Annotated in this window: 13 protein-coding genes; 8 read left to right on the plus strand and 5 right to left on the minus strand. The window is 71.6% G+C overall.

Going from position 1 to position 14,174, the window contains the following annotated elements:
* Nucleotides 1-27: 27 nt before the first annotated feature.
* On the plus strand, nt 28-534 hold the full coding sequence (locus JYK18_RS32205) for a GNAT family N-acetyltransferase (RefSeq protein ID WP_206807178.1): 507 nt from the start codon (nt 28-30) through the stop codon (nt 532-534).
* On the opposite strand, the gene JYK18_RS32210 is transcribed toward JYK18_RS32205, so the two are convergent.
* Complete coding sequence (locus tag JYK18_RS32210; RefSeq protein WP_206807179.1) at nt 503-1,627, minus strand: hypothetical protein; 1,125 nt, start codon at nt 1,625-1,627, stop codon at nt 503-505. The genes JYK18_RS32205 and JYK18_RS32210 overlap by 32 nt on opposite strands.
* A 29-nt stretch (nt 1,628-1,656) precedes the next feature.
* Nucleotides 1,657-2,733: a helix-turn-helix transcriptional regulator gene (locus tag JYK18_RS32215; RefSeq protein WP_307796150.1), complete on the minus strand. Its 1,077-nt coding sequence runs from the start codon at nt 2,731-2,733 to the stop codon at nt 1,657-1,659.
* A 350-nt stretch (nt 2,734-3,083) separates the two neighbouring features.
* Here JYK18_RS32215 and JYK18_RS32220 point away from each other — a divergent pair, with 350 nt between their 5' ends.
* Nucleotides 3,084-3,842, plus strand: coding sequence for a hypothetical protein (locus JYK18_RS32220; RefSeq protein ID WP_206807181.1), 759 nt, complete (start codon nt 3,084-3,086; stop codon nt 3,840-3,842).
* Nucleotides 3,843-3,845: 3 nt separating this feature from the next.
* On the opposite strand, the gene JYK18_RS32225 is transcribed toward JYK18_RS32220, so the two are convergent.
* Both JYK18_RS32225 and JYK18_RS32230 read right to left on the minus strand, forming a co-directional pair.
* Nucleotides 3,846-4,712: a dihydrodipicolinate synthase family protein gene (locus JYK18_RS32225; RefSeq protein ID WP_206807182.1), complete on the minus strand. Its 867-nt coding sequence runs from the start codon at nt 4,710-4,712 to the stop codon at nt 3,846-3,848.
* A gap of 10 nt (nt 4,713-4,722) precedes the next feature.
* Nucleotides 4,723-5,649, minus strand: coding sequence for a DMT family transporter (locus tag JYK18_RS32230; protein WP_206807183.1), 927 nt, complete (start codon nt 5,647-5,649; stop codon nt 4,723-4,725).
* Between JYK18_RS32230 and JYK18_RS32235 the strand changes: the two genes are divergently transcribed.
* Entirely contained in the window at nt 5,648-7,048 is a 1,401-nt protein-coding gene (locus tag JYK18_RS32235) for a PLP-dependent aminotransferase family protein (RefSeq protein ID WP_206807184.1), read from the plus strand. The two genes, JYK18_RS32230 and JYK18_RS32235, sit on opposite strands and share 2 nt — an antisense overlap.
* Nucleotides 7,049-7,106: 58 nt before the next feature.
* On the opposite strand, the gene JYK18_RS32240 is transcribed toward JYK18_RS32235, so the two are convergent.
* A complete protein-coding gene (locus JYK18_RS32240) occupies nt 7,107-7,631 on the minus strand; it encodes a hypothetical protein (RefSeq protein ID WP_242582327.1) in 525 nt (174 codons plus the stop codon).
* 144 nt (nt 7,632-7,775) lie between these two features.
* Here JYK18_RS32240 and JYK18_RS32245 point away from each other — a divergent pair, with 144 nt between their 5' ends.
* From JYK18_RS32245 to JYK18_RS32265, 5 genes are read left to right on the plus strand one after another with little or no spacing between them, the layout of a single operon-like run.
* The gene (locus JYK18_RS32245; protein WP_307796151.1) at nt 7,776-8,834 is read left to right on the plus strand and encodes an ABC transporter substrate-binding protein; all 1,059 of its coding nucleotides are present in this window, start codon (nt 7,776-7,778) and stop codon (nt 8,832-8,834) included.
* A 53-nt stretch (nt 8,835-8,887) separates the two neighbouring features.
* Nucleotides 8,888-9,910, plus strand: coding sequence for an iron ABC transporter permease (locus JYK18_RS32250; RefSeq protein WP_307796152.1), 1,023 nt, complete (start codon nt 8,888-8,890; stop codon nt 9,908-9,910).
* Nucleotides 9,907-10,680: a heme ABC transporter ATP-binding protein gene (locus tag JYK18_RS32255; protein ID WP_206807187.1), complete on the plus strand. Its 774-nt coding sequence runs from the start codon at nt 9,907-9,909 to the stop codon at nt 10,678-10,680. The genes JYK18_RS32250 and JYK18_RS32255 overlap by 4 nt, the downstream gene beginning before the upstream one ends.
* A 13-nt stretch (nt 10,681-10,693) precedes the next feature.
* The gene (locus JYK18_RS32260) at nt 10,694-11,773 is read left to right on the plus strand and encodes a hypothetical protein (protein ID WP_206807188.1); all 1,080 of its coding nucleotides are present in this window, start codon (nt 10,694-10,696) and stop codon (nt 11,771-11,773) included.
* Nucleotides 11,774-11,777: 4 nt separating this feature from the next.
* A complete protein-coding gene (locus JYK18_RS32265; RefSeq protein ID WP_206807189.1) occupies nt 11,778-14,105 on the plus strand; it encodes an HtaA domain-containing protein in 2,328 nt (775 codons plus the stop codon).
* The last annotated feature ends 69 nt before the right edge of the window (nt 14,106-14,174 follow it).

The raw sequence follows: 14,174 nt of genomic DNA on the forward strand, positions 1-14,174 counted from the left end.
GTCGCTTCGGTAACCTGGGCCCGGATCATGGGCGAGCTGCGGATACGAGAGGCCGGGTCGGCGGACCTGCCCCAGCTGACGCACGTCATGGGGCAGGAGCCGTACTTCACCGACCGCCTCTCGCGGCAGAAGGACGGGCTGGGCAGGCTGCTGGTCGCCTGGCAGGACGAACGCCCGGTCGGCGTGGTCTACCTGTGGCTCGAACCGGCCGAAGAGGACGAGCTGCGCGAGCACCTGCCGGACACCCCGCTGCTCACCCACCTGGAAACCCACGTCGAGCACCGCGCCCGCGGCATCGGCACCAGCCTGGTGCGCGCCGCCGAGCAGTGGCTGACCGACAAGGGCTACGACCGGGTGGCGCTGGCCGTGGAGACCACGAACGACCGCGCCGCCCGGCTCTACGCCCGCCTCGGCTACCGGGAGTGGGCGCACTCCACGGTCCGGTGCCTCTCCCTGACCGACAGCGCGGGCCGCCGGAACGTGGAGATCTGCCGGATCATGGTCAAGCCGCTGGTCGGCCGGCCACGAAGGTAGTCATCGAGTCCAGGCCCAGCGCCTTCACCGCCGGTCGCAGGCCCGGCCGGTTCTTCACCTGGCGGTAGAACTCGTTGGAGTGCACCCGCCACTCGTGACGGTCCTCCCGCCACGCCTCCACGTAGTCGACGCAGCGCTCGGGCTCGATCGACAGGCAACGGCCACGCGCCGCCTTCAGCGACTTGAGCATCCGCTCGCGCCGGTCGTCTTCGGGCAGGCCGCCCACCATGGTGAGCACCTCGGTGATGAACTTCTGGCGCTTGTCCAGGAAGCCCTGCCAGTAATCCGGCCTGCGCGCCCTCTCGTAGGTGCGTTCGTTGTCCAGCAGCCAGAACAGCCCTTCGGCCAGGCAGTCGCCGAGTTCCTCCAGCCTGGCCCGGATTTCGTGGGCGAACGGGTCGTAGGGACGTTGCACCGCCTCGCCGGTGATCGTGGTCGGGCGCAGGCCGTGGTCCCCGAGCAGGAAGAACCAGTCCTCGTTGTAGATGTTGGGGAAGAACGAGGTCATCGAGTTCCGGCCCACCGCCAGCGCCCCGCCGCCGACGAAGGTGTCCTGGTCGCCGCCCGCTTCGCGGTACGCGTGGCAGACCACGGAGTTGTCGGGGAAACCGCCGATGGCGAGGCCGACCCCGGCGTACCGGTCGGTGAGCGCGGCGGCCCGTTCGAGGTCGGTCGCCTCGGGCACGAGGATGTCGTCGTCCAGGAAGACGATGCGTTTCCAGCCGGCCAGCCGGGCGAGCAGAAGGCCGAGGTTGCGCTTCGCGCTGGTGTCCTCGCGGCGTTCGAACATCGTGTTAGCGAGCAGTTTCGTGGTCCGGAACACGGGCAGCACGCCCGGCCGCAGCCTTTCGGTCTCCAGCGCGATGAGTTCGGCGCCGCGTGCTTCGGCGAGTCCGGCGATGGTGTCGGCCGAGGACCACTTGCTGGAAAGCGTGACGAGCGTGCAACCGAGCCGCGCGGCGAGGTCGATCGCCGGCAGGAGCGCTTTGCCGTGCCGTGCGGTGGGCACCACGATGGCGTCGACCGGCGCGGTGCGGTGCTCGGTGTCCGTCGGCGTGCGAAGCAGGTGGCGGTGGGACCCGTGGTGGGCCATCGCCGCTCCCGGACGCTCGGTATTTTTAGTCAAGTGGTGCTCACCGGCCATTCGTGCAATTTGGACTGGGGCGAGGTCCAGTCCGGGGTGACCACCAGTCCGTTGATCACGTGGATCCGGCTGATGATGGCGAACTCTTTCGATCCGGCGAACCGGGTGCGCAGGTGGGTGGCGTTGCGGTCCCGGAACCGGGCGTCGGTCAGCGCGCGGACCACGCCGTAGGTGCCGCGGCCGAAGGTGCCGTTGCAGATCGTCACGGTCCGCTTGGCGTTGAAGGGGTTCACCGCCCGGTAGAACAACGCGACGTCCTCGAGCAGCAGCAGGTTCTCGCCCTCCCGCCGGACCTTCGGCAGGAAGCTCTGCACGGTGTCGCCGGTGCCGATCTCGAACCGGCTGAGGTCGTCGTCCTCCGGCCGGACCAGCTGGCGCACCGGGAGCTCGGCCCGCTCGAGCAGGTCACGGGTGACGAAGTTCCAGTCCACCCCGCCGAGCAGGATCAGGTGACTGGTGTAGTCGTCGGTGACCAGTTCGGCGGGGGTGCGCAGGTGCACGTCACTGGTCGGGTTCGCGGCCCGGACGTGCCCGTGCAACTCGACCAGCGCGTCGAGGTCCGCATACTTGTACAGGTCCACGAAATCGGAACCATCGGGGTCGGCGTGCGGCATCTTGCGCTTCAGGCGCTGCGGCAGCTCGGAGCCGATGATGGTGACGATCTCGCCGGGCTTGAAGCGCCACGGGCTCTCCGCGTACGGATCCTTGGCCGCCGGGCCCGCGGTGGCGGGGGAGTCCTCCCGGAGCGCGGTCAGCTCGCCGAGCAGCCGCTCCCGCCGGGCCAGCTCGTCCTCGGTCAGCTGCTGGCGGTCGAGCAACCGGAACGGGGATTCGGCGACCGACCGCTCGGTGGCGAAGAAGGTGGCGTACGCGTCGATCTTCGGCCGGGGCGGCTTGGCCTTCGTCCTCGGGTTCTCCCAGGACGAGACGGACGGGACGCTGGTGCCCAGCGCGGCGGCCAGCTCCGCCTGCGTGATGTACTTGCCCGGCCAGGCGCCACCCTCGCGCAGTTCGCGCAGCCGCCGCGCGAGCGGCTGGCCTTCAGGTGAGTTCACCTCATCCACGCCTTTCAGCAAACTTCAGGCAACGGCCCGAAGAACCGGAACTATACCGTTGATCTCTTGGCTCACGCTTGGGGGGTCTTGAAGTTGACGGCTCTCGCCCAGTCGGCTCAGCCGGTCAGGTATTCCTTGCACTCACGCTGTCGGCACCTTAGTCTGAACTCCGCAGTACTTCGGCAAGTATAGCTGAATTTTTCTGAAGTTGCCAGCTGGAGATTCGGGTAAAGGAGCCAATGATGAATTCCGTGTCATCCGACCTCCGACCGGCCGGCTTGTCCTGGTGCGAGCGTGCGCGCTTCACCGCGACGGTCGGTCGCACCTGAGCGGCAGGCGAGGTGGTCATGGTGAGCGTACTGACACCGATACCACTGCAGCGCACGATGATCGTGGTGGACATCGAGGGATCCACCCTCCGGAACAACTCGGCCACCGCGGTGCTGCGCCACGACCTGTACGAGCTGTTCGAGGCGGCGTTGCTGGAATGCGACATCACCGAGAAGCTGCGGGACCCCTTCACCGACCGCGGGGACGGCCTGATGGCCTTCGTGCACGCGGTGGACCAGGCTCCGAAGACGCTCATGGTGAACAAGTTCATCCCGGTGCTGGCCCGCCTTCTCGGTGAGCACGGGGCGAAGCGGCCCGACCGGAAGTTCCGCATCCGGGCCGCGATGCACGCCGGCGACGTGCACTTCGACCTGCGCGGCCCGTTCGGTGAGGACGTCACCCTCACCACGCGCCTGGTCGACGCCCCGGAGCTGAAGGTGGCGCTGCGCCGGACCACCGCGCCGCTGGTGCTCGCGGTCTCCGAGCAGTTCCACCGCTCGGTCATCCGGCACGGCTACGAGGGCATCGACGAGGAACGGTTCGAGCAGGCGATCGAGCTGGACATCGGCGGGCAGCCCGCCCGCGGCTGGGTGCAGGCACCCGAGAACCGCGTGCCGGGCAAGCCGATCCCGCTGCGCGACCGCGTCTCGCAGCGCACGAGATCCGCGGCCCGGTTCCCGGTGCGCACCCCGTTGCCGCGCCGCCTCCGGCGTGACGTACCGGAGGAGGGCGGGACCAACGGGAGCGACCCCGCCGCGGAGAGACGGATCTCGTCCTGAGGCTCAGTCCCGGGCGGTGAGGGAGTTCAGCGCGGTGACGACCTCCTGCCGTCCGGTTTCGTCCAGTGGGCGGACCGGGCGGGGCAGGTTCGGCGAGGCCAGCAGCCCGAGTTCGACGGCGATCGCCGACACCACGCGGTAGCTGCCGTACCGGGCGAACAGGGTCCACAGTGGAGCGAGATCCGCCGAACGCGAGCCGTCGCGGAGGATGGTCAGGCAGGTCTTGGGGAACAGGCCGCCCAGGACGCTGTACCAGGCATCCGCGCCCGCGGCGAGGCCCCCGGCGGCGAGGGCGTCACCGCTGACGCCGATGGTCACCGTCTCCGGAACCACCGCGCGCAGTGCGTCGATCCGGGCGCGGGCCTCGGCCGGATCCGTTGACACGCCGGGGATCTTGATCGACGCCACGTTCGGCAGGTGCGCGATCCGGCCGTGCAGCTCGTCCGAGAACGTCACGTGCGTGGTGCCCGGATTGTCGTAGACCACCAGCGGTACCGACAACGAGGCCGTGACTTCCTCGTACAGACCGAAAACCTCGTCGTCGGTGAGTGCCTGGTAGGTCATCGCCGGCAGCAGGACGCCCGCGGCCCCCGCCTCCTGTGCGTCTTCCACGCAGGCCAGCACGTCCCGCGTCCGCAGGGCACCGACCCCGATGATCACCGGTACCGGCCCGGCGCTCTTCACCGCCAGCCGAGCGGCGAGGGCCCGTTCCTTCCGGTTCAGATAGGGATAACTCCCGGTCGAGCCGAGCGCGCCGATCGAATCGACGCCCGCGTCGGCGAGCCGCCCGACGAGCCGTTCGTACCCCGCTTCGTCGATCCCGTCGTCGGTGATCGGGGTGAGCGGGAACGCGCTGAGTCCGGTGAACACCACAAGCCTCCTATTTCACGGTGCGGTCGAGACGGATGCGCACGGCGACCCCGGCACAGAGGACCACGGCGAGCCCGCCGAGCACGGTCGGCCAGGTCAGCTCCTCGCCCAGCAGCAGCGCCGCCCAGAGAATGGTCAGCACGGGCTGGACCAGCTGAACCTGGCTCACCTGCGCCATCGGCCCGATGGCCAGCCCGCGGTACCAGGCGAAGAAGCCGAGGAACATGCTCACCGCGGCGAGGTAACCGAACGCCGCCCACTGCCCGGCGGTGCCGACCGGCGCCTCCTGCACCACCGCGGTCACGGTCAGCGCGAGCATCAGCGGCGAGGCCAGTACCAGCGCCCACGACACCGTCTGCCACGAGCCGAGTTCCCTGGCGAGCAGCCCGCCCTCGGCATAGCCGGCCGCGGCCGCCAGCACGGCGCCGAACAGCAGCAGGTCCGCCCAGTGCAGTCGCCCGAAACCGCCGCCCTGCACGGAAGCGAAGCCCAGTGCGGCCAGCGCGCCGATCCCGGCCATGAGCCAGAACGAGCGCGGTGGCCGTTCCCCGGTGCGCAGCACGGCCAGCACCGCGGTCGCCGCGGGCAGCAGCGCGATCACCACCGCGCTGTGACTGGCCGGGGCCGTGGTGAGCGCGTACGAGGTCAGCATGGGGAAGCCGACCACCACGCCACCGGCCACCACGGCGAGCCGGGCCCACTGGCGGCCGCGCGGCAGGCGCTGCCGGGTGACGGCCAGCGCCGCGGCGGCGAGCAGTGCGGCGATGACCGCCCGCGCCGAGCCGATGAACAGCGGGGAGAGGCCGCCGACGGCGACCCGCGTGAACGGCACGGTGAACGAGAACGCCGCGACACCCAGCAGTCCCCATCCCAGCCCCGCCCGCGACGGCGATAACGTTGCCGTCGACTCCTGGATAACGCTACTCTTCCCTGACATGGCCAACGATAGCACCACGCGGATCATGCAGGGCCTGCGCGCGTGGATCGCCGAAGCGCCCCCGGGTGCGCGCGTGCCGTCCAACCGCGCGCTGGTGGCCGAGTACGGGGCCAGCCCGATCACCGTGCAGAAGGCGATGCGCGCGCTCGGCGCGCTCGGGTTGATCGAAAGCCGGCCGGGGGTGGGCACCTTCGTCCGTGCCGTGCGTCAGGCCCGCCCGCTCGACTTCGGCTGGCAGACCGCCGCGCTGCGGTCCCCGCAGGCGCCGATCCCGGCCCTGTCGACCCCGTTGCGCAGCATCTCGCCGGACGCGATCGGCCTGCACGCCGGTTTCCCGGACCGGGCGCTGCTGCCGGAACGCCTGGTCCGGAGCGCGCTCACCCGCGCCGCGCGCACCGACGCGGCGCTGACCCGGCCCGCCACCGCCGGCCTGCTCGAACTGCGGACCTGGTTCGCCACCGAACTCGCCGAGGCCACCCCCGCCGGGCTGACCCCGCCCGCCGCCCGCGACGTGGTGATCCTGCCCGGCAGCCAGAGCGGGCTCAGCTCGATCTTCCGCGCGCTGGTCGGCTTCGGGCAGCCACTGCTGCTCGAATCGCCGACCTACTGGGGCGCGATCCTCGCCGCCGCACAGGCCGGGGTGCACGTGGTCCCGGTGCCGAGCGGGCCGGCCGGGCCCGATCCGGACGAACTCGCGCGTGCCTTCGACGAAACCGGGGCGCGCGTGTTCTACGCCCAGCCCAACTTCGCCAATCCGACCGGCGCGCAGTGGCCCGCCGAACGCGGCGAGCGGATCCTCGACGTCGTCCGCGCCCGCGGTGCTTTCCTGGTCGAGGACGACTGGGCCCACGACTTCGGCATCGACGCCACCGTGCGCCCGCTCGCCACACTGGACGACAACGGCCACGTGGTCTACCTGCGGTCGCTGACCAAGAGCGTGTCACCGACCATGCGGGTCGCCGCGGTGATCGCCCGCGGCCCGGCCCGCGACCGCGTGCTCGCCGACCGGGGCGCGGAATCCATGTACGTCAGCGGTTTGCTGCAGGCCGCCGCGCTGGACGTGGTCACCCAGCCGGGCTGGCACACGCACCTGCGCGCGTTGCGCCAGCAGTTGCGGGCCCGGCGTGACCTGCTCGTCGGCTGCCTGGCCGAGCACGTTCCGCAGGCCCACCTCGAGCACGTGCCGCGCGGTGGTCTGCACCTGTGGGCCCGGCTGCCCGACGAGACCGATCTCGACCGGCTGGCCAGGGAGTGCGAAGCCGACGGCGTGATGATCGCGCCGGGCAACGAATGGTTCCCCGCCGAGCCGTCCGGCCCGTTCATCCGGCTCAACTACTCCGGCCCGGACCCCGACCGCTTCGCCGACGGCGCCCGGGTGCTCGGCCGCGCGCTCGCCTGAGTTCTCGCGGAAGGGCCTGGGGTGCCCGGCCGGTCGCCGGACACCCCAGGCGGGGAGGTCAGCCGAAGGAGACCGGGATGAACACGTCCGCGGTGCGGTCGTTGGTGGCGAAGTGGTCCCGGCGGCTGACGATGGCGCAGGTGACGGTCGCGCAGTCGAGGCCGGTGGTGGCTTCCTTGACGTGGATCTGCGCGGTGAAGCTGCCGTCCGCGCCGATCGGGTAGGCGGCGTTCCCGCCCAGCGGGGAGTTGGTCACCCACGCCGAGGGACCGACCCCGGTCGAGCCCTGGCCGTCACCGCCGGCGCAGGGCGCGGGGCGCACGCCGTAGCTGTAGTCGTCCGGAACCTGGCACAACGCCACGTAGTACCCGTTCGCCGGGTTGTACCCGGTGCCGGTGACCGTGACGACCTCCCCGGCCACCGCGAGCCCGGTGGCGTTGGACGCGCTGAGGGTGTGGCCGTTGCGGCTCGCGCTGCCGGGTGCGGCGGACGCGGTGCCGGCGATCGTGAGCAGGGAGGCCGCGGTGGCGGCGATGGCCACCGCCGAGCGGGTCAGGTTCCGGCGGGATCTGGCTGACGACATGGGGGAGTCCCTTCGTTCGTGCGCTGTGACCAGCGACAAGCGAAGTGAGCCTAACCTTACTTAGGCAAGGCACGCTATGGTTACCCTCACCTAAGTTCGTGTGATCTTGATGGGGGCCTGATGCGAGTGCGGTGTGCTGCCCTGGTGCTCTGCGTCCTGGCGGTGATCGCCGGGTGCGCGGCCCCCGCGAAACCGGCGGCCGGTCCGGCGGCGGGCACGCAGAAGCCGTTGAGCGAACTCACCCCGCTCGCCGATCCCCGTGCCTTCGACGGCCCGTCGACCGCGGTGCTCGACCAGGCGGATGTCGTTCCGGTGGAACGGAACCCGGTGTCGCGACTGCCGGTGACGGTGACCGATCACCAGGGCACCTCGGTCACCGTGACCGACACCAGCCGCATCCTGGCCTTCGACATGTCGGGCACGCTCGCCGCCACGGTCTTCGCGCTCGGCCTCGGCGACCGGGTGGTCGGCCGCGACGTGTCCACCGCCTTCCCGGCCGCCGCGGACCTGCCGCTGGTCACGGTGAACGGCCACCAGCTCAACGCCGAGGCCACCCTGCGGCTGCGCCCGAGCGTGGTCATCACCGACACCACGCTCGGCCCGTGGGACGTGGTGCTCCAGCTGCGCGAGGTCGGCGTGCCGGTGGTCGTGGTGGATTCCCGGCGCGGCATGGACAACAACGGCGCGCTGGTCCGGCAGATCGCCACCGCGTTGGGCGTGCCGGAGGCGGGGGAGCGGGTCGCCACGCGGCTGGACGAGGAGATCTCGGCGAAGAAGGCGGAGATCGCGCGCTTCATCCCGGCCGATCCCGCGAAGCGCCCGCGCGTGGCTTTCCTGTACCTGCGCGGGCAGGCCGGGGTGTACTACCTCTTCGGCCCCGGGTCCGGAGTGGACTCACTGCTGTCGGCGCTGGGCGCGGTCGACGTCGCCGCCGAGCTGGGCTTGTCGGGGATGCGCCCGCTCAACGCCGAAGCGCTGGCGAAGGCCAAACCCGACGTGCTCCTGGTGATGTCCAAGGGATTGGCTTCGGTTGGCGGGGTGGAGGGCGCGCTGCGGGTGCCGGGCATCGCGCAGACCCCGGCGGGACTGCACAAGCGGTTCGTGGACATGGCCGACCACCAGGTGCTCAGCTTCGGGCCCCACACCGCCGGGGTGCTCGACGCGCTCGCCCGCGCCCTCTACGTCCCGGCGGCGGGCCGGTGACCGCCACCTCCGTCAGACCCGGGACACCCGTGGTCCCGGTGCACCGGCCGCGGGTGCGCGCGACGCTCGTGTTTGTGCTGCTGGCCGCCGGTGCCGTGGTGGTCAGTCTCTTTTCCGCCGCGTCCGGCCAGTTCGGCATCCCGGTCGCGGACGTGGTGAACTCGGTGCTGCACCGGGTCGGGCTGGGCTCGCCACCGGCCGACCCGTTCGCCGAGGGCACGCTGTGGGAGGTCCGGTTCCCGCGCGTGGTGATGGCGTTGCTGGTCGGCGGTGTGCTGGGGGTCAGCGGCGCGCTGATGCAGGGGCTGTTCGGCAACCCGCTGGCGGAACCGGCGGTGGTCGGGGTTTCCTCCGGGGCCGCGGTCGGCGCGTGTCTGTCCATTGTGTTCGGCTGGACCTTCTTCGGCGAGTTCACCACCCCGGCACTGGCGTTCGCCGCCGGGCTGGTCACCACGCTGTCGGTGTACCTGCTCTCGCGGTCGCGTGGCCGCGCGGAGGTGGTGACGCTGCTGCTCACCGGGGTCGCGGTGAACGCGGTGGCCGGGGCCGGGATCGCCTTCCTGACCTTTCTCGGCGACCAGGCCTCCCGTGAGCAGATCGTGTTCTGGCAACTGGGTTCGCTGGCGTCGAGCCGGTGGTCCTTCGTGGCCACCGCCGGCCCGCCCGCGCTGGCCGCGGTGCTGGTCGCGCTGGTGCTGGCGCCGAAACTGGACCTGCTCGCGCTCGGCGACCGGCAGGCCAGGCACCTCGGGGTGAACGTGGAGGTGCTGCGGCTGGTGGCGATCGTCGCGGTGGCGCTGTCGGTGTCGGCCGCGGTGTCCTACTCGGGCATCATCGGCTTCGTCGGACTCGTCGTACCGCACCTGCTCCGGATGGTCCTCGGGCCCGGTCACCGCGTACTGGTGCCCGCGAGCCTGCTCGGTGGTGCACTGCTGCTCGCCGCCGCCGACCTGTTCGCCCGCACCCTGATCGAGTACGCGGACCTGCCCATCGGCATGCTCACCGCGCTGGTCGGCGGGCCGTTCTTCTTCTGGCTGCTGCTGCGAACGCGGCAGCGATCGGGGGGCTGGGCATGAGCGTGGTCGCCGAAGCGCGGTCGATCCGGGTGGTCGCGGGCGGGAAAGCTTTGCTGGACAGGGTTTCCCTGGCCGTGCGGGCCGGGGAGGTGCTGGCGCTGGTCGGGCCGAACGGGGCCGGGAAGTCGACCGCGCTGGGTGTGCTCGCCGGGGACATCCGGCCGTCGGACGGCGAGGTCCGCATCGACGGCCGTGCCATCGGCGAATGGTCCACAAAGGAGCTCGCCCGGCGCCGATCGGTGCTGCCGCAGCACAATCCGCTGTCGTTCCCGTTCGACGTCGATTCCGTGGTGCGCATGGGCAGGGTGCCGTGGGCGGGCACGGAGGCCGAAGCCGAGGACGACGTCGTGGTCGCCGACGCGCTGCGGGCCACCGACGTGACGCACCTGGTGACGCGCCGGTACCCGACGCTGTCCGGTGGTGAGCAGGCCCGCGTCGCGCTGGCCAGGGTCTTCGCGCAGAACACCGATCTGCTGCTGCTCGACGAACCGACCGCCGCGCTGGACCTGCGGCACCAGGAGGAGGTCCTCCGCCTGGCCCGCCTCCGGGCGCGAGCGGGCGCGGCGGTGCTGGTGGTGCTGCACGACCTCGGCCTGGCGGCGGCCTATGCGGACCGGATTGCCGTGCTCGACCGCGGCCGCCTCGCCGCGCTCGGCCCGCCCGGTCAGGTCTGCACCGGCGAACTGCTGAGCGAGGTCTACCACCACCCGGTCGAGGTGGTGGCCCACCCGCGAACCGGCCTGCCCCTGATCCTTCCGCTGCGAGACTGATTCTGGAGTGACCATGCGATCATCCGTGTCCCGGCTGCGCGAGCCGGCCTGCCTGGCGGTGGCGGCCGCCTTGCTGAGTCCGTTACCGGCCCAGGCCGCGGGCGCCACCGTGTCGGTGTCACCGGGCTCGGCCGACCCCGACTACGCCACCGTGCTCACCCTGCGCGGCACCGGTTTCCAGTCCATCCCCCAGGGCCACGGCGGGATCTACGTGGTCTTCGGCTGGGTGTCGAACCCGGGTGGCGGCTGGCAGCCGAGCCAGGGCGGGTCGACCGGCGAGACCTACCGCTACGTCCAGGACAGCGAAGCCAAGGACAACAACGGGTTCCAGCGCTTCGTCTCGTTCCCGGGCAGTGACACCGCGACCTCGGCGAACGGCGGGGTGGTCGCCGCCGACGGCACCTGGAGCACCCAGCTGGTGGTGCCCGGCGCCCGGTTCAAGACGGTGGACCGGGCGGGCGGGGTGGTCGACGTCGACTGCACGAAGGTCCAATGTGGAGTGATAACGGTCGGCGCGCACGGCGTGGTGAACACCTCGAACGAGACCTTCACCCCGGTGAACTTCGCGGTACCGCACCAACAGCAAGCGCCACCGCCTTCCGCGCCACCGCCTTCCGCGCCACCGACGCAGGCGGCTCCGCCGAGCGCGGCCCCGGCCCCGGTGGTGAAGGCGGCGCGCACCGAACTGGTCGCCGGCGAATCCGTCGTGGTGCAGGGGAGCGGGTTCACCGCCGGTGAGGACGTCGCCGTGGTGCTGCACTCCGATCCGGTGACCCTGCCGCCGGTCAAGGCCGACGCGAACGGCGCGTTCAGCTACACCGCGGTGCTTCCCGCGCAGCTGCCCGAGGGCGCGCACCGGCTGGTGTTCACCGGTGCCCGGTCCACAGTGGAGTCGGCGGCGGAGCTGACCGTGCGGGCGGCCGCGCCGCCGATCGTGGTGACCACCGAGGCGAGCGTCCCGGTGGCGCAGGAGGACGGCGGCGACCGGGGCTGGATCCCGGTGCTGGTCACCGGAGCGGTGCTGCTGATCGTGGCGGGAACGGCGATTCTTCTGGTGCTGCGCAAGCGCGCGGCCGCGGCGAAGGGGAACTGAAGCGATGTCCGGAACGAGACGGCTCCTCGCCGCCGCGCTGTGCCTGGCCCTGTCGGCCGTCGCGGTACCGGCGGTGGCGCAGGCGCAGGCCGCGCCGAAGGTCACCGTCACCCCGTCGGCCGAACTGGATCCGGCGGGGACCACGGTGACGATCCGCGGTACCGGGTTCGACCCGGCCGCCAACGACGGCGCGGGGTACGGCGTGCGCGTCGGCCCGGCGCTGGCCACGCTGAAGGACCCGGGGACCGCACACGGCTTCCAGGTGGCGAAGCTGGTCAAGAAGGGCGCGGTCGGGGCGCAGGTCCCGCTGGTCGACGACGGGAGCTTCGAGTTCACCGCGACGGTGAAGTCCGCCTACGACGGCAGCGACGGCATCCGCCACGACGCCGCGCGCGAGGTGTTCTCCGTGCACACCTTCGGCTGGCGTTCGCCGGAAACCACCTGGGACGTGAGCGTGCCGCTGGCCTTCAAGGGCATCGTGGTCACCCCGCCGCCGACCCCGGGTGGGCCGGGGTTGTACTGGGGGTTCAAGAAGAGCTGGCGTGGTTACGTGAAGCAGTTCGCCGGGAGTACCGCGCTCGACGGCGGGGTGATCGCCGATCCGGATCCACGGTGGACCGAACCGCGGCCGCACCTGTGGCCGGTGTCCGGGGTCGCCTACGACCCGGGCACGGGCGGCGGCTCGGTCTCGTTCGCCGGTTCCGTGCACTATTCGGTGCCGTCCCACTTCATCTGGGACATCGGCATCGCGAACCCGAAGGTGACCTTCGGTGGCAACGGCAAGGGCACGCTGACCGCCACCGTCAACTACGCGCTCCACGGCACGAAGGAGGCACCGCAGAAGGTCCAGCCCCCGACCGAGGCCGTGCTCGCCGACCTGAGCTTCGCCGGTGCACCCGTGCCCGACGGCGCGAACCTGCGCGCGACGATCACCGCGGCGACGTTGACCGAGGCGGGCGCGAGCGCGTTCGACGGCTTTTACCAGCCGGGTGCCGAACTCGACGCGGGTGCGGTGGTGTTCGAGAGCGCCAAGGCACCGTCGGTGAACCTGGGTGCGGCCTCGGTCGCTCGGGGCGGATCGCTCGCCGTCGCCGGATCGGGCTTCGCGCCGGGGGAGTCCGTGGCGCTCACTTCGGAGGCGCCGGCGGTGACCGCGACAGCCGACGCGGCCGGTGCGTTCGCCGCGCAGGTGGCCATCCCGGCCGGGCTGCGGCTGGGGGAGCACTCGCTGACGGCGACCGGTGCGGTGTCGCAGAAACCGGCGTCGGGCAAGTTCACCGTGACCGACGCCGCTGCACCGGCGCTGACGCTGAGCGCGGACTCGGTGGTGCAGGGCGGTTCCCTCACCGCCAACGGCACCGGGTTCGCGCCCGGTGAATCGGTGGCGCTCACTTCGGAAGCACCGGAAGTGACCGCGGTGGCCGACGCGACGGGTGCTTTCTCCGCCACCATCATCATTCCGCCGAGCGTGGGTGTCGGGGCCCATCTGGTCACCGCGACCGGTGCGGTGTCGCAGAAGCCGGTCACCGCCGCGTTCACCGTGACCGCGGCGGATTCCGCCTGCGTGCTGGAACCCGGCGCGATCGCGAAGGGCGAGCTGGTGTGGGGCTTCAAGAAGAGCTTCCGCCAGTACCTTGGCAACGGCGCGGGCAACAGCATCACCGCCGCGAACGGCGCCGAGATCACCTCGATCGACGCCGGTGGCAGCCCGCACGGCGTGGCCACCGGCGCGCACCGGTACGCCTTCGGCTCCGGGACCCTCGGCTCGACGACCGACTTCACCGCGCAGTACCAGGGCAGCGTCACCTTCGCCTACCCGTCGCACCACTTCACGCTGATCCTGGGCAATCCCAAGGTGGTGCGCGCCGGCGACAGCGGCACGCTGTTCATGGACGTCGAGCTGAAGACCACCGACCCGTCCGCGCCGGGCAAGCCGACGAACCAGCCCGGCGTGGCGCTGGCGGACCTGGACTTCGGCGCGGCTCAGAGCGAGACTCCGGCCGGTGCGCTGAGCCTGAGCGGGGTGAAGGTCACGCTGACCGCCGCGGACGCCTTCGCCGGCTTCTACCAGCAGGGCACCGAACTGGACGAGCTGAGCGTGAGCGTCGGTGCGGCGTGCTCCACGCTGCCCTCGGCGGGCGGTGGCACCGGTGGCGGGCAGCCCGGCACCGGGGGCGGTGGGCAGAACCTGGTCCCGCCGGTGGCGTTCCGCCCCTCGCTGGCCTCGACCGGCTTCCCCGGCGCACTGCTGGCGGGCGGTGGCCTCCTGCTCCTCCTGCTCGGCGCGGCGCTGCTGGTGCTCAGCCGGAAACGCGGCCGGGTGGTGCGCTGAGCGGCCGGGTGGCGCAGCCGGGATACGTCCGTAAGGTGTAAATCAGACATCCCGAACCTTCCCCCGGAG

The organism is Amycolatopsis sp. 195334CR (assembly GCF_017309385.1).
In the GTDB taxonomy this organism is placed as follows: domain Bacteria; phylum Actinomycetota; class Actinomycetes; order Mycobacteriales; family Pseudonocardiaceae; genus Amycolatopsis.